This is a genomic window from Psychrobacillus sp. NPDC096426 (genome assembly GCF_044762745.1).
GTDB lineage: Bacteria > Bacillota > Bacilli > Bacillales_A > Planococcaceae > Psychrobacillus.
Map to the genome: position 1 here is coordinate 101,516 of NZ_JBIWEX010000012.1, position 21,619 is coordinate 123,134.

General features: G+C 38.7%; 19 protein-coding genes, 1 rRNA gene and 1 riboswitch. All 20 genes read right to left on the reverse strand.

Features of this window, described 5'->3' with window-relative positions; all coding sequences use genetic code 11:
* Positions 1-17: 17 nt before the first annotated feature.
* A complete protein-coding gene (pcrA, locus tag ACIQYS_RS12005; RefSeq protein ID WP_402979745.1) occupies positions 18-2,246 on the reverse strand; it encodes a DNA helicase PcrA in 2,229 nt (742 codons plus the stop codon).
* Between the two features lie 60 nt (positions 2,247-2,306).
* Positions 2,307-2,990, reverse strand: a complete 684-nt coding sequence (gene pcrB / locus ACIQYS_RS12010; protein WP_402979750.1) for a heptaprenylglyceryl phosphate synthase — start codon at positions 2,988-2,990, stop codon at positions 2,307-2,309.
* Positions 2,991-3,086: 96 nt separating this feature from the next.
* Positions 3,087-3,407: a YerC/YecD family TrpR-related protein gene (locus tag ACIQYS_RS12015; RefSeq protein ID WP_402979753.1), complete on the reverse strand. Its 321-nt coding sequence runs from the start codon at positions 3,405-3,407 to the stop codon at positions 3,087-3,089.
* Positions 3,408-3,437: 30 nt separating this feature from the next.
* Positions 3,438-4,490 (reverse strand): DUF3048 domain-containing protein, encoded by a 1,053-nt coding sequence (locus ACIQYS_RS12020; protein ID WP_402979756.1) that lies wholly within the window; start codon positions 4,488-4,490, stop codon positions 3,438-3,440.
* Positions 4,491-4,501: 11 nt separating this feature from the next.
* Positions 4,502-6,232 carry an adenine deaminase C-terminal domain-containing protein gene (locus ACIQYS_RS12025; RefSeq protein WP_402979759.1) on the reverse strand — a complete coding sequence of 577 codons (1,731 nt, stop codon included), beginning with the start codon at positions 6,230-6,232 and terminating at the stop codon, positions 4,502-4,504.
* A gap of 212 nt (positions 6,233-6,444) precedes the next feature.
* Positions 6,445-7,704, reverse strand: a complete 1,260-nt coding sequence (gene purD, locus ACIQYS_RS12030) for a phosphoribosylamine--glycine ligase (protein ID WP_402979762.1) — start codon at positions 7,702-7,704, stop codon at positions 6,445-6,447.
* Between the two features lie 14 nt (positions 7,705-7,718).
* Positions 7,719-9,254: a bifunctional phosphoribosylaminoimidazolecarboxamide formyltransferase/IMP cyclohydrolase gene (gene purH / locus ACIQYS_RS12035; protein ID WP_402979765.1), complete on the reverse strand. Its 1,536-nt coding sequence runs from the start codon at positions 9,252-9,254 to the stop codon at positions 7,719-7,721.
* Between the two features lie 115 nt (positions 9,255-9,369).
* Positions 9,370-9,942, reverse strand: coding sequence for a phosphoribosylglycinamide formyltransferase (gene purN, locus ACIQYS_RS12040; RefSeq protein WP_402979768.1), 573 nt, complete (start codon positions 9,940-9,942; stop codon positions 9,370-9,372).
* A complete protein-coding gene (gene purM, locus ACIQYS_RS12045) occupies positions 9,942-10,997 on the reverse strand; it encodes a phosphoribosylformylglycinamidine cyclo-ligase (protein WP_402979771.1) in 1,056 nt (351 codons plus the stop codon). Before purM ends, purN begins: the two co-directional genes overlap by 1 nt.
* 11 nt (positions 10,998-11,008) lie before the next feature.
* The gene (gene purF / locus ACIQYS_RS12050) at positions 11,009-12,430 is read right to left on the reverse strand and encodes an amidophosphoribosyltransferase (protein WP_402979774.1); all 1,422 of its coding nucleotides are present in this window, start codon (positions 12,428-12,430) and stop codon (positions 11,009-11,011) included.
* Positions 12,406-14,637, reverse strand: a complete 2,232-nt coding sequence (purL, locus tag ACIQYS_RS12055; RefSeq protein WP_402979777.1) for a phosphoribosylformylglycinamidine synthase subunit PurL — start codon at positions 14,635-14,637, stop codon at positions 12,406-12,408. The genes purF and purL overlap by 25 nt, the downstream gene beginning before the upstream one ends.
* Positions 14,621-15,307: a phosphoribosylformylglycinamidine synthase subunit PurQ gene (purQ, locus tag ACIQYS_RS12060; RefSeq protein WP_402979780.1), complete on the reverse strand. Its 687-nt coding sequence runs from the start codon at positions 15,305-15,307 to the stop codon at positions 14,621-14,623. The genes purL and purQ overlap by 17 nt, the downstream gene beginning before the upstream one ends.
* Positions 15,304-15,558, reverse strand: coding sequence for a phosphoribosylformylglycinamidine synthase subunit PurS (purS, locus tag ACIQYS_RS12065; RefSeq protein WP_402979783.1), 255 nt, complete (start codon positions 15,556-15,558; stop codon positions 15,304-15,306). Before purS ends, purQ begins: the two co-directional genes overlap by 4 nt.
* Complete coding sequence (purC, locus tag ACIQYS_RS12070; protein ID WP_402979786.1) at positions 15,555-16,271, reverse strand: phosphoribosylaminoimidazolesuccinocarboxamide synthase; 717 nt, start codon at positions 16,269-16,271, stop codon at positions 15,555-15,557. The genes purS and purC overlap by 4 nt, the downstream gene beginning before the upstream one ends.
* 15 nt (positions 16,272-16,286) lie before the next feature.
* Positions 16,287-17,582 carry an adenylosuccinate lyase gene (gene purB, locus ACIQYS_RS12075; protein WP_402979790.1) on the reverse strand — a complete coding sequence of 432 codons (1,296 nt, stop codon included), beginning with the start codon at positions 17,580-17,582 and terminating at the stop codon, positions 16,287-16,289.
* 15 nt (positions 17,583-17,597) lie between these two features.
* Positions 17,598-18,719: a 5-(carboxyamino)imidazole ribonucleotide synthase gene (purK, locus tag ACIQYS_RS12080; RefSeq protein ID WP_402979793.1), complete on the reverse strand. Its 1,122-nt coding sequence runs from the start codon at positions 18,717-18,719 to the stop codon at positions 17,598-17,600.
* The gene (gene purE / locus ACIQYS_RS12085) at positions 18,716-19,204 is read right to left on the reverse strand and encodes a 5-(carboxyamino)imidazole ribonucleotide mutase (RefSeq protein WP_402979796.1); all 489 of its coding nucleotides are present in this window, start codon (positions 19,202-19,204) and stop codon (positions 18,716-18,718) included. The genes purK and purE overlap by 4 nt, the downstream gene beginning before the upstream one ends.
* Before the next feature lie 136 nt (positions 19,205-19,340).
* Positions 19,341-19,440: riboswitch (purine riboswitch) on the reverse strand.
* 95 nt (positions 19,441-19,535) lie between these two features.
* Positions 19,536-19,727 (reverse strand): NETI motif-containing protein, encoded by a 192-nt coding sequence (locus tag ACIQYS_RS12090; RefSeq protein WP_402979799.1) that lies wholly within the window; start codon positions 19,725-19,727, stop codon positions 19,536-19,538.
* A 505-nt stretch (positions 19,728-20,232) separates the two neighbouring features.
* Complete coding sequence (locus ACIQYS_RS12095) at positions 20,233-21,243, reverse strand: nuclease-related domain-containing protein (RefSeq protein WP_402979802.1); 1,011 nt, start codon at positions 21,241-21,243, stop codon at positions 20,233-20,235.
* A gap of 283 nt (positions 21,244-21,526) precedes the next feature.
* A 5S ribosomal RNA gene (gene rrf / locus ACIQYS_RS12100) occupies positions 21,527-21,619 on the reverse strand; the annotation flags it as partial.

The following is a 21,619-nucleotide window of genomic DNA, read 5'->3' on the forward strand; positions in this document are numbered from 1 at the left end:
TTCCTCCACTAAGTGAATTATCCTTTTTCGATTGGTGCAAATTTTGCTAGTAAACGTTTAATACCTGTTGGACTTGGGAATGCGATATCTAGTTCTGTATCTTCACCATTTCCTCGTACGCTAACAACCATACCTTCGCCCCACTTTTTATGCACGGCTTTATCTCCTACTTGCCAACCCATCTTATCTCCACCTGATTGCTTATAGGCAGGACGAACAACAGCTGTTTTTTTAGTTTGTGGAACAGCTCTAGTATTAGATGAAGACATTCTGTTATTGTCACTTTTTCCACCGACAACCTCTATTATTTCATCCGATATTTCTGCTATAAAACGAGAAGGGCTATTGAAACTACCTCGTCCAAAAATGGTACGAGACTGTGCACAAGTAATAAACAATCGCTCCTCTGCCCGAGTAATACCCACGTAAGCCAAGCGCCGTTCTTCTTCCATTTCATCATCATCGCCAATGGAGCGAGAATGAGGGAAAATATTTTCTTCCATACCAATAATGAATACTACTGGGAATTCGAGTCCTTTAGCCGCATGCATCGTCATTAAAATTATATTACCTTGCGACGTATCTTCCTCTTCATCCAGCTTGTCTATATCGGAGATGAGGGCTAAATCCGTTAAAAATGCTACTAGTGATTTATCATCACTTTTTTCTTCAAATGCCTTCGTAACAGATAAAAACTCTTCGATATTTTCTAAACGGCTTTCTGCTTCAATCGTTTTTTCATTTTTTAACATTGTTTTATAACCAGTTTTTTCAAGCACTTGCTCGACAATTTCCGTCACGGACAAAAATTCTTGCATTTGTGTAAGATTTTGAATAAGTCCATGAAACCCGACAACTGAGTTTACTGCTCTTGCTGGTAACCCCATAAAGTCAACTTCATGTAATGCATCAAGTATAGAACGATCTTGTTCCAGTGCATACATAGCCATGCGCTCAAAAGAAGTTGCTCCAATATTTCGTTTTGGCTCATTTATGATGCGTGCAAGTGATAAATCATCATCGTTATTAGCGATTAAACGAAGATACGCTAGTAAGTCTTTAATCTCTTTACGATCATAGAACTTTGTTCCTCCGACGATTGTATACGCCATATTCGATTTCACAAGTACTTCCTCCATCACACGTGACTGAGCATTTGTACGATATAATATGGCGAAATCATCGAGTGTGCGGTTTTCATTCTCCATCATCTCTTGAATGGATTGCACGACGAACTGCGCTTCTTGTTGTTCATTAAAGGCACGGAATAGCTGAATTTTTTCTCCTTCGCTATTTTCCGTTCGTAATACTTTTGGGTATCTGCTTGTGTTATTACCAATGACGTCATTTGCAGCTTGTAAGATGCGCTGAGAAGAACGATAATTTTGCTCTAGCATGATCATTGTTGCGTTCGGATAGTCTTTTTCGAATGATAAAATGTTTTGAATATCTGCTCCGCGCCAGCGATAAATCGATTGATCCGAATCACCAACGACACAAATATTCTTAAACTTCCGTGCAAGCATTTGTACTAATTCATATTGGGATTTATTGGTATCTTGATACTCATCTACATGAATGTATTGGAATTTATTTTGGTAGAACTCTAATACTTCTGGAACCCTCTTAAATAGCGTCACAGTAGTCATGATTAAGTCATCAAAATCGAGAGATTGGTTCTTTCTTAAACGCTTTTCATATCCTGTATAGACTTCTGCTACCGTTTTTTCAAACGGATTCATCTCGTTCATCTGTGCTTTGTACGTATCCGCATCGATGCAAATATTTTTCGCACTGCTAATTGCATTTAACATCGAACGCGGGTCATACTTTTTCGGATCAATATTTTGTTCTTTTAAAATACTTTTAATAACCGTTAACTGATCCGTCGTATCAAGAATGGAGAAGTTCTTTGAATAACCTATACGGTCGATATCTCTTCTTAATATTCGAACACACATCGAGTGGAACGTAGATACCCACATACGCTCGCCTGTCCCCGCTCCTAAAATACTATCGATACGTTCTCGCATTTCACGAGCTGCCTTATTCGTAAATGTAATGGCAAGTATTTTCGAGGGGTATACTTCTTTTTCCACGATTAGATACGCAATTCGATGGGTTAATACGCGTGTTTTTCCGGACCCTGCTCCAGCCATGATAAGTAGAGGACCCTCTGTAGTTTTAACGGCTTTTTCTTGTTCATTGTTCATACCATTTAGTAGGTTTTTTCCTAGGAGTTCCATCATGCACTTCCTTTCAAGAACATTTGTTCTCATTATATAGTTCATTTCTTTTATATTCAACTATCGCTTCACAGCATGTACTGTTTTTAGAGCTTCTGCGAGGTTTTCATATACTTGATTGCCAACTATTATTGTATCAGCATATGCAGCCATTTCACTTGCTTGGGTTGCTGTTTTAATACCTCCCCCATAGAAAAGTCTCGTATTTTGAAGACCTTCTTTTACCTTTTTCACTACTTTTACATCACCGTACATACCACTGTATTCCATATAAAAAATAGGGAATTTAAACAGATGCTCGACCATTTGTGCATAAGCGATAATATCTTCATCTGTCTCTGGTTGTTTAGCATTTGTTAACTTGGCAGCTTTACAATCAGGATTTAATATACAATACCCTTCCGGAATAATTTCATCCCAGTTCATCACTTCTCCAAATTCCTTTGTAGCCGCGTGGTGTAAATCCTTCACCCATTTTGTCTCTCGGCTGTTCAATACACTTGGAATAAAATAATAATCAAAACCAGGGGTAATCGATTCTATCGTCGATACTTCTAAAGCAACAGGGACTGCATACCTTCTAATCCGCATTAACAAATCAATCACATTATCCAGTGTTACCCCGTCCGAACCCCCAATGATAATAGCATCGGTTCCAGACTCACAAACCTTTTCTAAGGCTTCCGCCTCTATTTCCTTTGCCGGATCCAATTTAAATATATGGCGCCATTCTTTATAATCCATTTTTTCACCTACATTAAGTTAGTTAAGCACGTTTCATTATAACAAAAAAACTGAACAGAGGCTTCTGTTCAGTGGTTAGTTCAAGATAGTTCTAGATTATTCTTTTGGCTGTTTAATCGACGACTCTTCTGGATATAGTCGACCAAGAATCTCATCATAATAATCATTACCGTAATCATATGCACGTCTCACACGTGAAATTGTTGCTGTACTTGCTCCAGTTTCCTTTTTAATCGTTTCATATGTTTTTTTCAATCGAAGTAAATGCGCAACCTCAAAGCGCTGAGCAAGCGATTGAATTTCACTTATTGTACATAAATCATCAAAAAATCGATAACATTCTTCTATATCGTTTAGCTCTAGCACAGCTTTAAACAATTGATCCGTTTGATGTCCTTTTATCTTTTCAATTTGCATGTTGTATCATTCCCCTCTTTATAGCTAATATCAAGGTAAATAGTTTACCATGTTTTCTAATCCCGGTTTGGTTGGCACAAAACTAATCCATGATTTTCCCGGTACTAATTTTGCTGGAACACCATTTTCCATCGGTATAAGAATTCCGTCAATATTTTCCCATTCAATCACTTTCATCGTCCCTGCTTGAAAAAGATACGCTTTTCCTCCAGCAGTCAATGTTAACTGCCTGCGCCCAGCATTATCAATTGTTTTATGTGGTATTTCCATAAATATTACATTTGCTATTTCTACAGGTTTTTCTGATTCCTTATCAACCGTTACAACTCCGCCAGTTTTCCTTTCATATAAACCACTTTCCGGTATATATGTATATTGATTTTCAAAACTTGCCCCTGACCCATATTGAATGCTTATTGAAGATACTGGATCTCCAATTTTTGCTCCTTCTATCGAATCATAAAAAGAGAGGGTAGGAATTTTGTGGATTTCCATCGGTGCCCCTACTTTTTCTGCACCTGCAAAAATATTCTCTTTAGAAATATATGAATTATGTGGTGCCTTACGTTCTTTGGAACGCTTAAAAAGTATACCATCATATTGCATACCATTGATATTATCTACAACTCTCGCATTTAACATTTTCTGCGCATCTGGGCTATAGCCATGTGCAATGTAAAAAGCATCTAATCCTTTTGCTACTTCAACGAAATAGTCACGAGCACTTCTTACCGGCCCAATTACATCGGGTATGTCACTTTGATAAAGTGCTAGAAATCTCGTTACATTCCCTTCTGCTAACATCTCATAAACCATATCCGCCTGTGCAATTCCTGATTGTGGTCTTGCAAGCGGATGATTATTCATCGTAACAATAATTGGTCTTTGGGTTTGTTCGACATCTGAACGAATGCCAGTAAAAGGCGCAACATAGGGTAGAACAGCGGGTTCCTCTACAACTTCTTCTACTATATCTTCTTCTATGTCTTCTACCGGTTTTACTTCTTCCACTGCTTCTTTCTCATTGGAACAAGCGACAAGAAATAAACCGAGTATGCTTATAATCCCCCATTTTTTAAACACACAAAATCCCCCTACCTCATGACTGCTGGAAATAATACTTGTTTTTTCATGACATCAAAAATTCCTCTTTGCGTAATTCGAACATAAGGTAAATGCGTAGCTTGCAAGAATAACAATGTGTAAATGGCATCCCCATGCTTAAATCCTCTAGCCGCTAATTCTCTCTTTAAACATAATTCCTCTTCTATTAATGCTTCCATCGGCTTATCCGATAATATGCCACCTATAGGCAGTTTAAGCGTGCAAACAACTTCCTCATTTTCAACGATGACTATTCCGCCATTCATTTTTTTCATTTCATTGAAAGCTTGAAGCATGCTCTTTTTATTTTTTCCGATTAATATTATATCTCCAGTACTAGAATAAGAAGAAGCAAATCCTTTTAAATTCGTTGCAAATCCTTTAATAAGTGTAGAAACTTTCCACTTACCTAGACGATCTACTAGTAGCAAGAAACTCTCATCATGTTCAGTCGAAAGTTCGGTATCGGACGTATCGACCGTAATAGAATACGGCTTCGTAATAACATCGTTCACCATCTCAATTCCAAATGGCATCGAAAATTGGAAATCATCATCGGTCAGATTAAAATCCAAGTCTAAATTTGGTATATTCGACCAATCGGTTGGTGCTAATGAATGCATTCTTTTGCCATCGCGTTTTAACCAAACTCCTTTGGATAAAACACTTGTTGGGACTGGATTTAACTCATCTTCCAAGAAATTAAGCGTAGCAAATCTTCCACTTGCAATGACTCCATGCAAATTAGATAAGTTATAATATTTTGCTACGTTGAATGAAGCCATCAAATAAGCATCTATCGAGTTTACTCCAGCATCCAATGCAACTTGAATACATTTATCCATCACACCGTCTAAGTGGAATGAAGGAGTAGCCCCATCTGTCGTCATCATGAGGTGATCAAAAATTTGCAAGTCCTTCTCTAGAATCCCTTTTAATAAAATTGGCAAGTCAGGTCGAATCGATGAATGACGAAGCGTCACTGCATATCCATGGAGAATTCTTCTTTCCACTTCTTCAATCGTCATTGCTTCGTGGTCTCCATCTGCTCCCAGTAAACGCATACGCGCTAACGTACGTTCAGAGGCTCCAGGAAAATGACCTTCGATTTTCATCCCATTCGTCTTTGCTTGCTGCATCCAATACAGCATTTGATCATCACCTGAAAGAAGCCTTGGCCATCCCGTTAGCTCCCCGCCCATAATAACGTCTGGACGCGCAATCCATTCTCCAACCGTTTTAGATGTAAATAACTCTTCTTCGTTCTCTAATTCCGTTTGCGAATCAAAACGAGCCCACCAATAGAAAGAAAAAGGTAGTGTACTTAGTTCATCCATTATTGAAAACGCTTTCTTATTTTTAAGCATCAAAAACAATACTAAGTTATCTGCTATAAATGTCGTCGTTCCTAATTGAGCTGCATAATCGGCAAATGTTTGCGGGTTATATAATTGGAATGGATGTACATGGGGTTCAATATAGCCTGGTACAATCTTTTGACCAGCAGCGTCATACACTTCCGTTTCTTTAGAGACAAGTGGCAGTTCCGACCCAGTATACACAATTCGATCTTTCACAATCCATATATTACCAGTAATCCATTTCTTTAAATGGCTATGTAAAAATGTCGCATTAGTAATTAGTATATCTGGTGCTTGTTTTCCATTCACCACTTCAATTTGATATCTAATTTCTTCTATTTTCCAAATTGGATATTGCATATCATCCATTTTCCTTTCTATAAAATTACTCTTAAAAATAATAGTAGCATAGTACTTTAGTAAAGCAAAGTGTTGATTCGTAAATTTTGTAAATTTGTATATCAACGCTCTATAGTGAGTTGGGCTTTAAAGCAAACTCTTTACTTTGAGAATTGGTTGCTCTGCAGTGAGACGAAAAGGATATCTCCAATATTAGAGACATCCTTTTCAAATTATTGAAATGTTCGCCAGCCGATATCTGTTCGGAAGAATAAGCCTTCCCATTCTAACTTGGACAAGCCATTGTATACTTTTTGTTGTGCTACATTTAGGGTTGATTCGCTTGCAGCAACTAAAATAACACGACCACCGTTTGCGATAAAACTATCCGTATCAGCTTTCGTACTTGCGTGGAAAACGTGAAGTCCAGCATCTAATAATACTTGAAGATTGGGAAGCTTAGCACCTTTTTTCACATCCGCTGGATATCCCTCTGATGCAAGAACTACACCTAGCATCGCATCTTCAGACCACTCTAAGTGGAACGGTTTTTCATCCATTAATGCCATCATAAATTCACCGAAATCACTTGTCATTCGTGGTAACACGACTTGTGTTTCTGGATCACCAAAACGAGCATTGAATTCAATAACTTTAGGTCCTTCATTTGTTAAAATTAGGCCAGCATATAAAATACCAGTAAACGGTGTTCCTTCTTCTGTCATCGCCTTTACTGTTGGAACAACAACTGTTTCATAAGCAGTATCCACTATCTCTGAAGAAATTTGTGGAACCGGAGAGTACGCTCCCATACCACCTGTGTTCGGTCCTTTATCCCCGTCATATGCACGTTTATGGTCTTGCGCAATTACCATTGGATAAATTTGTCCATTATGCACAAATGACATAAATGAAAACTCTTCGCCGTCTAGAAACTCTTCAATTACAACACGAGAAGATGACTCACCAAATAACTGGTTACCAATCATGTCCTCCACTGCCGTATTTGCTTCTTCCACTGTCATAGCAACTACTACACCTTTTCCAGCAGCTAGCCCGTCTGCTTTTACAACAATTGGAGCACCTAGTTTTTTAATATAGGCCTTTGCTTTTTCTACTTCTGTGAACGTTTCATAAGCGGCAGTTGGAATACTGTATTTTTTCATTAATTCTTTAGCAAATGATTTACTTCCTTCAATTTGTGCAGCAGCTTTTGTTGGTCCAAAAATTCGAAGGTCTAGTGCTTCAAAATGGTCTACAATTCCACCAGCTAGTGGTTGCTCTGGTCCAACAAATGTTAGATCGATTTTATTTTCTTTTGCAAAGCTTGCTAGTTCTTCAAAAGCCATGACATCGATTGGTACGATTTCTGCATCGTTTGTCATGCCTGCATTACCAGGTGCTACAAACACTTTATCTACGGAAGGAGAATCATTGAATTGCTTTGCAATCGCATGCTCACGACCGCCACTCCCTATTACAAGAATCTTCATATAGACAGCCTCCCTTAATGTTTGAAATGGCGTACGCCAGTGAATACCATTGCGATTCCGTATTCATTTGCCTTATCGATTGAATCTTGGTCTTTCACCGATCCACCAGTTTGAATGATTGCCGTAATACCAGCTTTTGCAGCAGTTTCTACTGTATCATTCATTGGGAAAAATGCGTCTGATGCAAGTCCTGCTCCTTTTGCACGTTCTCCAGCTTGTTCTAGTGCAATTTTTGCCGATCCGACACGGTTCATTTGACCAGCACCTACACCGATTGTCATATCTTCCGTAGCCACTACAATTGCGTTCGATTTAACATGTTTTACAACACTCCATCCAAGCTCTAACGCTTTCCATTCTTCCGGAGTCGGTTCACGGTCTGTCACTACTTTCAAATCTGCATCTTTTAATCCGTAAGCATCTGGTGACTGAACTAATAATCCGCCTTCTACTGAAACGGTGTTCCAATCATCTTTTTTTGTTTGTTCAAATGCAATCGTTAGTAAACGAATATTTTTCTTCGCCGTTAACATCGCAATTGCTTCTTCTGAGAATGAAGGGGCAATAATAATTTCTAAGAAAATACCTGCTAATACTTTGGCAGTTGCTGCATCTACTTCGCGGTTTAAAGCTACAATTCCACCGAATATAGACGTTGAATCCGCTTCGTATGCTTTATGGAAAGCTGCAGAAATAGTATCACCAGTCCCAACTCCACAAGGATTCATATGTTTTACGGCCACAGCTGCAGGTTTCTCAAATTCTTTTACGATTTGAATAGCGGCATTGGCATCTTGAATATTATTATAAGAAAGCTCTTTCCCATGCAGTTGAGTTGCAGAAGCTATCGAGAAATCTGATCCTAATGGACGTTTGTAGAATGCTGCTTTTTGGTGAGGATTTTCCCCATAACGTAACGATTGTTTACGCTCATATGTAAGAGTCAACAGTTCAGGGAATTCTTCTCCTGTTAAATCTGTCATGTAGCTAGCAATTAATGCGTCATACGCTGCAGTGTGACGGAAAACCTTTGCAGCCAACTTGCGACGTGTTTCAAGTGTTGTTTCGCCAGTTTCTTTTAGTTGGTCTAATACTTCCTCATAATCCGATGCATCTGTTACTACTGTAACGTATTGATGATTTTTTGCTGCAGAACGTAGCATAGATGGACCACCGATATCAATATTTTCGATTGCATCTTCAAACGTAACATCTGGTTTGGAAATCGTTTCGCGGAAAGGATATAAATTGACACATACTACGTTAATCGGTGTAATATGATGCTCTTCTAGTTGTGCTTGGTGGGAAGGATCATCTTGTTTTGCTAGTAATCCACCGTGAATCATTGGGTTCAATGTTTTTACGCGACCATCCAAAATTTCTGGAAAGTTTGTGACAGAATCTACTGATGTGATCGCTACTCCATTTTGTTCTAAAAATGCTTTTGTACCACCAGTTGATAAAATTTCATAACCAAGTTGTTCTAACTCTTTTGCAAATTCGAGAATTCCTGATTTATCTGAAACACTAAGTAAAGCACGTTTTGACACGTTAATTCCTCCTCTAATTAGAAATGCGTAAGCACCACCTATGTTCAGCCCCGACGGGTAAACGGTAAGGGTAGTGCTGCAGCTAGACACTTAAGATAGAAAAGCCGGTAAAGACTTACCGACTCCATAATTTTTGTAATGTTTTCGTATACAGTTCATGTTCCATTGCATGGATACGTTCTTCGGTTTTCTCTCTATTGCCGTCTACTACTTCAATGGCTGCTTGCGCTAAAATAGGTCCTGTATCCATCCCAGCATCGACGTAGTGAACTGTTACTCCTGTTACTTTCACACCGTGTGCCATCGCTTGTCCAATCGCGTCTTTTCCTGGAAATGCCGGTAGTAATGAAGGATGGATATTGATAATCCGATTTGGATATGCTTCGAGCAAAACACTTCCGATTAAACGCATATACCCCGCAAGCACAAGCCATTCTACTTCGAGCTCTTTTAGCTTTTGTAAAACTACTTGCTCAAAAGCTTCTTTCGTAGAAAAGCTAGAGGGTTTTATCGCAAGTGTTTCTATTCCTGCAATACGCGCACGTTCTACTACAAATGAATCTGGCCTATCTGTCACTACAAGCGTTACAGTTCCGGATAAATGACCAGATTCAATTGCATCATAGATCGCTTGAAAGTTACTACCACTACCTGATGCAAATACTGCAAATTTCGGTTTTCCAATCATTACACTAAACTCCCGTCATGCGTTCCGTTGAATAAGACACCTTCACCTTTCACAACACGACCGATTGTGTATGCTTTTTCCCCGTGAGCGGTTGCAATTGCAATTGCTTTTTCTGCTTCTTCCGCAGAGAGCGCAATGACAAAACCAATCCCCATATTAAATACATTATATAAATCACGATCTGTAAGCTCGCCTTTTTCTTTCAATAAGTTGAAAACAGGCAGTACTTCCCATGATCCTAAATCGACTTCAACCGCTAATCCTTCTGGCATCATTCGTGGTAAATTTTCATAAAAACCGCCACCAGTAACATGAGCCATTCCGTGAATAGCAAGCTCGTTATGCATTTCCATTACAGGTTTTGCATAAATTTTCGTCGGTGTAAGAAGTGCTTTTCCAATTTCTCCAAGACTTTCATAACCTTCTACCACTGTATCGGTGCTATAGCCCTGCTCTTCAAATATTATTTTACGTACAAGTGAATAGCCATTAGAGTGGACGCCACTAGAAGCAAGACCAACTAGCACATCGCCTTCTGTGATTTTTTCACCGGTTACAATTTTCGATTTTTCGCAAGCACCAACTGCAAATCCAGCTAAATCATACTCATCTTCTTCGTATAGACCTGGCATTTCAGCCGTTTCTCCACCGATTAACGCTGCTCCAGATTGAACACAACCATCTGCAACACCTTTGACGATTTGTTCAATACGCTCAGGTACTGCTTTTCCTACCGCAACATAATCAAGGAAAAACAATGGTTCCGCACCTTGTGCCACAATATCATTCACACACATTGCCACACAGTCTACACCAATTGTATCGTGTGAATCTGTCATAAACGCTAATTTTAACTTCGTACCAACGCCATCTGTTCCAGAAATAAGAACAGGTTCTTTATAATTTAATGAAGACAAATCGAACATACCACCGAATCCACCAAAAGTACCCATGATACCTTTTCTAGCTGTACGTTCGACATGTGATTTCATGCGCTGAACTGCTTCATAGCCAGCTTCAATATTAACGCCCGCTTTTTCATATGCTTTTGACATATATTATCCTCCTATCGAACAAGCTCTTTTTCATGCGGTAATTTGGTACTAGGAGTGATCGGAGTAGGATACTCGCCAGTAAAACAAGCCAAGCAGTGCCCACAATTCTTTCCTTCATCCGTTCGCCCAATTGCTTCTACCATGCCTTCTACTGATAAAAAGGAAAGCGAGTCCGCACCAATGAGTTCACACATTTCTTCCACGTTATTATTGGATGCGATCAGTTCCGAATCCGTACTAATATCAATACCGTAAAAACAAGGATTTTTTAATGGTGGTGAGCTAATAACAACATGTACTTCTGCCGCTCCAGCCTCTTTCAACATTTTCACAATACGTTTAGAAGTTGTCCCGCGGACGATGGAATCATCCACCATTACTACGCGTTTTCCAGCTACAACTTGACGTACTGGAGAAAGCTTCATCTTCACACCGCGCTCACGCAAGTCTTGTGACGGTTGGATAAATGTACGACCTACATAGCGGTTTTTAATAAGTCCCATTTCATAAGGGATTCCAGAAGCTTCTGAAAATCCAATTGCCGCTGAAATACTAGAATCGGGAACACCCGTAACAATATCTGCATCTACTTGGATTTCTTTTGCAAGCTGTTTTCCAAGACGTTTTCTTGCCATATGGATATTAATACCATCTATATTTGAATCAGGTCGAGAGAAATACACATACTCCATTGTACAAATCGCCCGTTCTGCTGGCTCCGAAAAACGTTCTGAACGTACACCTTCATCATCAATAATAAGTAGTTCACCAGGTTCAACTGAACGAATAACTTCTGCACCGATTAAGTCAAACGCACTTGTTTCCGAAGCTACTACCCAAGAATCGTCTAGTTTTCCTAATGAGAGTGGGCGCATGCCATGTGGATCTTGCGCTACTAATAATTTATCTTCTGTTAAAATAACAACTGCAAATGCACCATCTAATAATCTTAGCGCTTCTTTCGCACGATCCACTACCGAATTATGATGACTTTTCTTTAATAAATGGGCAATTACTTCTGTATCAGAAGTCGTTTGAAATATACTACCTTGCTGTTCTAAATTTCGCTTTAAACGCCCCGCATTTACGATGTTTCCATTATGTGCGATTGCAAGACTGCCAGTAGTCGAATTAAAAAGAAGTGGCTGAACATTTTCAAGACCAGATCCGCCTGCAGTTGCATAACGAACATGTGCAACTGCGGCTTTTCCATCTAGTTTTTCAAGCTTTCCATTACTAAAAACATCATTTACTAATCCTTCACCTTTGACTGTTCGTAAAGTTTGCCCGTCTGTTACGACAATTCCAGCACCTTCTTGACCTCGATGTTGAAGTGCATGCAAACCATAATAACTAATCGGCGCGGGATCTGGATGTCCCCAAATTCCAAAAACACCACATTCTTCGTTTAAGCCTCTGATTTCAGCAAGCATGGTATTGCTCCTTTCCAAGCGGAACGGAATTCGTCAACAGAACCGCTAATCCATTCAGTTCCGTCTTCGTTAGAGATTACTACTTTATTAGAATCTGTTACAGCACCAATTTGAACAGCATCTTTTACGATTTCTTCAAATTTAGCTGCATTTTCAGGTTTAACAGTTATCAGGAAACGAGATTGAGATTCGCTAAACAATGCTGTTGTTGCAGAACCATTAATCGTTACTTCTACTCCAAGCCCGTTAGCACCGAAAGCTTTCTCAGCTAATGCAACTGCAAGTCCGCCTTCTGCAATATCATGTGCAGATTGTACGACTCCAGCTTGAATTGCTGACAGTAACGCTTTTTGACGTGCCGCTTCCACTTCTAAATCGATCGAAGGTGCTCTACCAAAAATACGTTTTTCTACTAATTTTTGAAGCTCTGATCCGCCGAATTCTGTTTTCGTTTCACCGATTACATATACAATGTCCCCAGCTTGTTTCACTTCTTGAGTTGTAACATGTGCTAAATTTTCTACTAGTCCAACTAGACCAATTGTTGGTGTAGGGTAAACTGCTGTTCCGCTACGCTCGTTGTATAACGAAACGTTACCACCGATAACTGGCGAATCTAATGCGATACAAGCTTCTGAAATCCCGTCAGCAGATTTATCTAACTGCCAGAAAATTTCTGGGTTTTCTGGATTACCAAAGTTTAAGCAGTCTGTAATTGCAAGTGGTTTTGCCCCAGAACATACGACGTTACGTGCTGCCTCTGCTACAGCAATTTTTCCTCCTACAACAGGATCTAAATAGATGTATCTAGAGTTACAGTCAGTTGTCATTGCCAATCCTTTATTTGTCCCACGTACACGAACTACTGCGGCATCCGAACCAGGAGTTACTACTGTGCTAGTACGAACTTGATAGTCATATTGGTCATAAACCCATTCTTTGGAAGAAATTGTTGGTTGTTTTAATAAGTTTAATAATGTCTCTTTATAATCTGTAACTGCTGGTTCTACATTTTCCATCGCTTGGAACTCTGTAAAGTAAGTAGGTACTGAAGATGGCTTATAATACACTGGAGCTTCCTCCGCTAGTGCATCTGCAGGAACTTCAGCAACCACTTCTCCGTTATGAAGCAAACGAAGCATTTTATCATTCGTTACTCTACCTACAGCTACACAATCTAAACCGTACTTATCAAAGATTTTAACGATTTCATCTTCGCGACCTTTTTTCACGACGATTAACATACGTTCTTGTGATTCTGAAAGCATCATTTCATATGCAGTCATACCCGTTTCACGTTGCGGAATATAATCTAAGTTCAATTCCACACCATGACCAGCTTTCGAAGCCATTTCAGCTGATGAGGAAGTTAATCCAGCAGCACCCATATCTTGAATACCGATCAATGCATCTGATTTCACTACCTCTAAACAAGCCTCTAGTAAAAGTTTTTCCATAAATGGATCCCCAACTTGAACTGCTGGACGTTTTTCTTCTGAAGCTTCTGTTAATTCTTCCGAAGCGAATGTTGCACCATGGATACCATCACGACCGGTTTTTGCACCGGCATACATTACGGTATTGCCTTCACCAGCAGCAATCCCTTTTTGAATATCTTCATGGTTAATCAAACCAACACACATCGCATTAACTAGTGGATTCCCTTCATAGCAATCGTCAAATTGAATTTCTCCCCCGACTGTTGGAATACCGATACAGTTACCGTAACCAGCAATCCCTGCTACTACTTCTTCAAATAAATACTTCACACGTGGTGTTTTTAACTCACCAAAGCGAAGTGAATTTAGCATTGCAATTGGACGAGCTCCCATTGAAAATACATCACGGATAATACCACCAACACCAGTTGCTGCCCCTTGATAAGGTTCAATAGCAGATGGGTGATTATGTGATTCCATTTTGAAAACAACCGCTTGACCATCGCCGATATCTACGATTCCAGCACCTTCGCCGGGACCTTGTAATACTTGAGGTCCTTTAGTAGGGAATTTACGCAATACGGGTTTCGAATTTTTATACGAGCAATGCTCCGACCACATAACCGAAAACAATCCTGTTTCTGTGTAGTTTGGAAGGCGTCCTAAAATCTTTTCAGCCATTTCAAACTCTTCGTCTGACATTCCCATTTGTGCATATAATTTTTGTTCTTTAATTTGCTCCGGATTTGGTTCAAGCATGACTGACATGAGATTCCCTCCACTGTTTCACTATTGATTTGAATAAAGCAAGCCCATCTGATCCGCCCATAATGTCATTTGCTGCACGCTCTGGGTGAGGCATCATTCCTAGTACGTTTCCTTTTTCATTGACAATACCAGCAATGTCTTCGATGCTTCCGTTTGGATTTTCTGAAGCATATGTGAAAACAATTTGGTTATTTGCTTTTAAACTAGCAAGAGTTTCTTCATCGCAGTAATAGTTTCCTTCACCATGTGCGATTGGAATTTGAATTACTTCGTCTTTTTTATATTCAGATGTAAATTGCGTTTCATTATTTACTACTTTTAAACCTACTGTACGGCACATAAATTTTAAGTTTTTGTTGCGTAGTAATGCACCTGGAAGAAGACCAGCTTCTGTTAATACTTGGAATCCATTGCATACACCTAAAACTGGTTTACCTGCTTCAGCCGCTTTTACCACTTCCGACATTACATTAGAGAAACGAGAAATAGCCCCACAACGTAAGTAGTCCCCATAAGAGAACCCTCCTGGTAATAATATTCCGTCGAATCCGCTTAAATCTGTTTCATCATGCCAAACGTACTCTACTTCCTCTCCAAGCTCGTCTTTAATCGCATGATACATATCTAAATCACAGTTCGATCCCGGAAAAACGATTACTGCAAACTTCATTTGCTAGCAACCTCCTCAACTTCATAACGATAGTCTTCGATTACTGTGTTTGTAAGTAGTTTTTCACACATTTCTTTTACGATTATGTCTAAATCACGATCTGCCTCTTCGATTTGAAGCTCTAAAAACTTTCCGATACGAACATCTGAAACTTCGGTATAATTCATCGAGTGAAGTGCCCCCATAACTGCTGAACCTTGTGGATCTAGAACACTTTCACGTAATGTTACATACACTTTAACTTTTTTCATATTAATAGTCCTCCTAGTCGGGAAAGTATAATTTCGTAAACATCTGTTAAACTACCTAAATTACGTCTAAACACATCTTTATCTAGTTTGTTATTAGTCTCGTCATCCCATAATCTACACGTGTCTGGAGAAATCTCGTCTGCAAGTAGTATTTCACCAGTTGCAGACTTCCCAAATTCAAGTTTCATATCGATTAACGTAACGCCAATTTCCTTAAAAATCGGTTGTAACACTTTATTAATCTCCAGTGCTTTTTCTTTTATCGTTTCTATTTCCTCTGGTGTTGCAAGTTTCAGCAATCCAAGATGGGCGTCTGTTAGTATTGGATCTCCAAGCGCATCATCTTTGTAGTAAAATTCTACAATCGGATGAGTTAGAGCTATACCCTCGTCAAATCCAAGTCTCTTTGCTAAACTTCCTGCAGCTACATTTCGAACTACAACTTCTAAAGGAATAATTTCCACTTTTCTCACGAGTTGCTCATTTTCTGAGATTTGCTCGACAAAATGGGAGTCAATTCCATGCTTTTTTAATTGTTCAAAAAGAATAGTTGTAATTTTATTATTTAAATTGCCTTTGCCAACTATTTCTTCTTTTTTCTCTCCATTAAAAGCTGTAGCACTGTCTTTGTAAGAAACAAATAGAATGTTCTCATCTTCTGTTGCAAATAATTGTTTTGCTTTACCTTCGTATAATAGACGACCTTTTTCCACTGTGAATTCCTCCGGTTAATTAAGTCCTAAACGCTCGAAAATCATATCCACATGCTGAATGTGATAATTGTAATCAAAGCAATCATCCAGCTCTTCCTTGGAAAGTAATGAAGAGATTTTTTCATCCGCATCTACTAATGTGCGGAATGCAGTTTGGGATTCCCAAGCTTGCATGGCAAGTGGTTGCACTGTATCATAAGCTGTTTCACGTGCAAGTCCTTTGTCGATTAAAGCTAGTAACACGCGTTGGGAATAAATTAATCCTAATGTGGAGTCCATATTACGTTTCATATTTTCTGGGAATACCGTTAAGTTCTTCACAATATTGCTAAAGCGATTTAGCATATAGTTCAACGCGATTGTTGCATCTGGTAAAATAACGCGTTCTGCTGAAGAATGAGAGATATCTCTTTCGTGCCATAAAGATACATTTTCATATGCTGTCATCATATAACCGCGCATCAATCTAGCAAGTCCTGTCATATTCTCAGAGCCGATTGGATTACGTTTATGTGGCATTGCAGAAGAACCTTTTTGTCCTTTTGCAAAAAACTCTTCTACTTCACGTGTTTCTGATTTTTGTAATCCGCGAATTTCGGTTGCAAACTTTTCGATAGACGTTGCGATTAAAGCTAGTGTGCTCATATATTGTGCGTGACGATCGCGTTGCAATGTTTGTGTTGAAATTGGTGATGCCGCAAGACCTAAATTTTCACAAACGTATTTCTCTACAAATGGATCAATGTTCGCATACGTTCCAACTGCACCAGACATTTTCCCAGTTTCAATAACTTTTGCTGCAGCTTCAAAACGCTCTAAGTTACGTTTCATTTCTTCTGTCCAAAGTGCAAGTTTTAATCCGAAAGTTGTCGGTTCTGCATGCACACCATGCGTGCGCCCCATCATAACTGTATATTTATGTTCTTTTGCTTTATTTTCTAAGATCTCGATAAAGCTTAGAAGGTCCTTACGGATAATGACATTTGCTTGTTTGATTAAGTAAGAAAGAGCCGTATCTACTACGTCCGTAGAAGTCAGTCCGTAATGCACCCATTTCCGCTCTTCTCCTAATGTTTCAGAAACCGCACGAGTAAACGCTACTACGTCATGTCTCGTTTCTTGCTCGATTTCTAAAATACGTTCCACATTAAATGACGCATTTTTTCGGAGTGCCACTACGTCTTCTTTTGGAATATCGCCAATTTCAGCCCATGCTTCACAGGCTAATATTTCTACTTCTAACCAAGCATTGTATTTGTTTTCTTCAGTCCAGATTGCACCCATTTCTGGACGAGTATAACGTTCGATCATTCAAGTTCCTCCTGATTAAGACCAGATTTTAGATTGCTCAATTTCTATTAAAGTTTGTTCAATATTTGATGAAAGAATCGTAACATGTCCCATTTTTCGGTTCGTCTTCGCTTCGGTTTTTCCATATAGGTGAACAGACCAGTTTGGGTACTTTGTCATCAAGTTTGTCAAAGAAATAACATGCTGTCCTAATACATTTACCATCACTGTGTCTGTCCAAAGTTTTGGCTCCCTTAATGGCCAACCACAAACTGCTCGAATATGTTGATGGAATTGCGAAATGTTACAAGCTTCTATTGAGTAATGTCCCGAGTTATGCGGTCTCGGAGCTAATTCATTTATTAATATTTCTCCGTTTTCTAACACAAACATTTCTACTGCAAGTGTACCAATAAGATTTAGATGATTCGCAATCATATTTGCTGCTTCCATTGCTTTTTGAGCAAGTGTTATGTCAATACGAGCAGGTACTATTGTTTCGTGCAAAATATGATTCACATGAATATTTTCTCCAATTGGCAAGCAATACGTTTGTCCTTCACCGTTTCGTTGAACAATGACCGAAATTTCTTTCGTAAACGGAATAAATGCCTCGGCAATACAAACAGAATGTTCAAAAAGCGATTTCGCGAGTGGTAGCTCCTCTTTTGAATGGATTGTTTGTTGACCTTTGCCATCGTATCCCCCACGAGAAGTTTTTACGACACAAGGAAATCCAACATCATCAATTCGTTGTTCCAGTTGTTCAAAGGTATTTGCTTCGACAAATTTCGCAATCGGTACACCAGCAGCCTGAAGCTCCGTTTTTTCTAGTATGCGATCTTGCGTAATTTTTACAAGCTCCGCGCCTTGAGGAACATAGGCAATTTGTGATAATCGTTTCAATCCTGCATAATCAATGTTCTCAAATTCATACGTAATTACGTCACTTACTTCCGCTAGTTCTTCTAATGCAGCTTCATCATCATATGGAGCAACAATACGAATGTCTGCAACTTGTCCACATGGCGAGTCCATGGTTGGCTCAAGTACAGCAATTTTATAACCAGCTTCTTTTGCAGCTAATGCCATCATACGACCGAGTTGTCCACCACCGATAATACCGATTGTTTGCCCAGGATAAATTACTTTAGTCATTGTAAATCACCGTTACTTTCAAATACTTTGTTTTTCGTATCTTCTCTTCGTTTTTCTAATCGCTCCGCCACATTTTCATCTTGTATAGAGAGTATTTGTGCAGCAAGTAAGCCGGCATTTGTTGCCCCGGCTTTTCCAATCGCTACGGTCGCAACCGGTACACCACCAGGCATTTGCACAATGGATAACAATGAATCTAATCCATTAAGCGCTTTAGATTGCACAGGAACCCCGATAACAGGAAGCGTTGTCTTAGCAGCAACCATCCCTGGTAAATGTGCGGCTCCTCCAGCTCCTGCAATAATTACTTGAAGTCCACGTTTTCGTGCTTGCTCTGCATATTCAAACATTAAATCTGGCGTACGATGTGCAGAAACTACTCGTTTCTCATACGGTATATTAAGTTCATCAAGGACCTCACAGCTATGTTTCATTGTTTCCCAATCACTAGAACTACCCATAATTACACCAATTTTTGCGTTCATTATATTCGTCCCTTCTTAAACAAAGAAATTCCCCAAATAAACTACTCTCTAAGGAAGAAAAGCAGTTTACTTGAGGAACTTAATTGCTTAGTTTGTGTCATTAATAGCATACGTGAACACATCCTCTGAGCATAATCCAAAAGTTGCTTTCCCTCATAGTCCTGTCATTACGGTGACATGGTAGAGACGCTAAAGCCAATTCTTTAGCATATATGGGGATATAATCGTCTGTTGCTATTCATATTTTAACAATACTAATGTGTAACGTCAATGCATAAATACGAACATTTTTTATAATAAAAATTATATTGTTCGGATATTAACATTATTTTTATATGTTTTTCTCTTTAATACCTTTTAACATAATCAATTGTTTAACAGGTACAGGTTTTCCATCCACTTCTGCAAAAATTGGTTCTTCCCTTCTCCCTGCTATTTGAAAGCCTTGTTGCTCCATTCTTTCTATACAGGCTGTGATACTTTCATTTTCTTCTACTTCAAACCAAACTGTCTCTTTTTTCATAGCAGACAACCTCCTACTTACTTATAAGAATAACTTATATGTACGATTTCATCAATTTGCAATGGAGTTTGGAGTAGGATTGTCTAACTATTTGAGGAGATTGTCCAACTTTGAAGAGAGATTGTCCATCTGTTTGAAGAGATTGTCCAGGTTTTATATAAGATTGTCCTACTTGGGGGTGGGATCGTCCAGGTTCTATACGATTGTCCAACTTTCGAGCGAGATTGTCCATCTATTTGAAGAGATTGTCCAGGTTTTATATAAGATTGTCCAAGTTGGTGGTGGGATCGTCCAGGTTCTATTTGATTGTCCAACTTTCGCGCGAGATTGTCCATCTATTCGAAGGCATTGTCCAGGTTTTATATAAGATTGTCCAAGTTTGTTGAGAGTTCGTCCAAGTTCTATACGATTGTCCAACTTTCGCGCGAGATTGTCCATCTGTTTGAAGAGATTGTCCAGGTTTTATATAAGATTGTCCTACTTGGGGGGAGATCGTCCAATCTTTTTATATGAGTGTCAAACTACTGTATTTCTCATCTATTCCTTCTAATGAATTATCTAGTTTATCCCATTCTAATACATAATAAGTAGTGTTATTTGATTTTCCCTTTCTAGAAAGATTCATCGAATTCAATATTCTACTTGCTAATTGATGGGATTCTATACATAAAAAGCGCCTACATTCTTTATTTGTTATATTTTTCGAAACTAATGCAAACCACTCTCGGACAGTGAATATATGAGCAAATCTATCAATGTTTCCGCAGAGTAAACAATTCCAACCATTACTCTTCTTCATCATTTCGAATCTTCCACATTTCTCACACTTCACCCCATTAATCAATTCAGCTGGATCAATCTCCCATTTCTTGCACATTGGGAATGGAATATAAGGTTGATTAAGTTGCTTAATTTTTTGTGATATTTCATGCATTTGAGCTTCAGATAAATATTCTTTCTGTCTCTGTAACCTTCTTAAATAAACAGGTACACTTGATGCATAAATAACAGCTGTATGATCTGGGGCTTTCATTATAATTGATTTCGTACTACTAAAGACAATTACACCAATAATGGGAATATCTAATCCATGCTTATTCAACCATTCTCTCAGTAAAAAAGTATTCCTATCTACTTGCACTTCCGGACTCTCAAATGTATTCTTCTTACCGGTGTCTAATTCGCGTTTCAAACAAGGTGGATCATTCTCAAAGCGCAAGTTCCCTATTATATTCTTACACTCTAGGATGACTATAAAATACTGACATATGAACAGTGTATCAATCTGGAATTTCCCATTTGAAGTCAAGTTTACATCATGTAAAATATTATAGTTAAAAGGGAAATCGTGTTTTCTAAATACTTCTTCCACCGTTGCTTCTCCTATGATACCTGCTCTTGCTGACATTAACTTGGAATTAATGATAATTTTCATCGTATGGTCATTTGGCAACCGTTGGTAAAGCATATGCAAGCCTAAATATTTGTAATTCGTTGTATGCTTCTTAATAATCAAATTATCACTCCTTTTTTAATTGCATATTACCATACATTTAACAATAGTAAATTTTTATTAAAAGGAGACAACTTCATTTTTATAACTAAAAGCTAATCAAAATTTAGTTTTGATAGGAATTCAAGCACTAAAATTTAGTTCTGATAATTTTTCATCTATTTATTGTATGACGTAAGATGTAACTATTTCCCGGGAAATGTCGTTTTAAGCATTTTATCTTTTATCCAACACTACAGAATAAAAAAAGCCGTTACCGATTAATCGGTAACGACTTCTTATTTGTGCCCAGCGACGTCCTACTCTCACAGGGGGAAACCCCCAACTACCATCGGCGCAAAAGAGCTTAACTTCCGTGTTCGGTATGGGAACGGGTGTG

Coding starts and splice junctions, on each gene's coding strand:
- pcrA (WP_402979745.1), bottom strand. CDS start 2,246: ATGGAACTCCTAGGAAAAAACCTACTAAATGGTATGAACAATGAACAA.
- pcrB (WP_402979750.1), bottom strand. CDS start 2,990: ATGGATTATAAAGAATGGCGCCATATATTTAAATTGGATCCGGCAAAG.
- ACIQYS_RS12015 (WP_402979753.1), bottom strand. CDS start 3,407: ATGCAAATTGAAAAGATAAAAGGACATCAAACGGATCAATTGTTTAAA.
- ACIQYS_RS12025 (WP_402979759.1), bottom strand. CDS start 6,232: ATGCAATATCCAATTTGGAAAATAGAAGAAATTAGATATCAAATTGAA.
- purD (WP_402979762.1), bottom strand. CDS start 7,704: ATGAAGATTCTTGTAATAGGGAGTGGCGGTCGTGAGCATGCGATTGCA.
- purN (WP_402979768.1), bottom strand. CDS start 9,942: ATGATTGGAAAACCGAAATTTGCAGTATTTGCATCAGGTAGTGGTAGT.
- purM (WP_402979771.1), bottom strand. CDS start 10,997: ATGTCAAAAGCATATGAAAAAGCGGGCGTTAATATTGAAGCTGGCTAT.
- purF (WP_402979774.1), bottom strand. CDS start 12,430: ATGCTTGCTGAAATCAGAGGCTTAAACGAAGAATGTGGTGTTTTTGGA.
- purL (WP_402979777.1), bottom strand. CDS start 14,637: ATGTCAGTCATGCTTGAACCAAATCCGGAGCAAATTAAAGAACAAAAA.
- purQ (WP_402979780.1), bottom strand. CDS start 15,307: ATGAAGTTTGCAGTAATCGTTTTTCCGGGATCGAACTGTGATTTAGAT.
- purS (WP_402979783.1), bottom strand. CDS start 15,558: ATGAAAAAAGTTAAAGTGTATGTAACATTACGTGAAAGTGTTCTAGAT.
- purB (WP_402979790.1), bottom strand. CDS start 17,582: ATGATCGAACGTTATACTCGTCCAGAAATGGGTGCAATCTGGACTGAA.
- purK (WP_402979793.1), bottom strand. CDS start 18,719: ATGACTAAAGTAATTTATCCTGGGCAAACAATCGGTATTATCGGTGGT.
- purE (WP_402979796.1), bottom strand. CDS start 19,204: ATGAACGCAAAAATTGGTGTAATTATGGGTAGTTCTAGTGATTGGGAA.
- ACIQYS_RS12090 (WP_402979799.1), bottom strand. CDS start 19,727: ATGAAAAAAGAGACAGTTTGGTTTGAAGTAGAAGAAAATGAAAGTATC.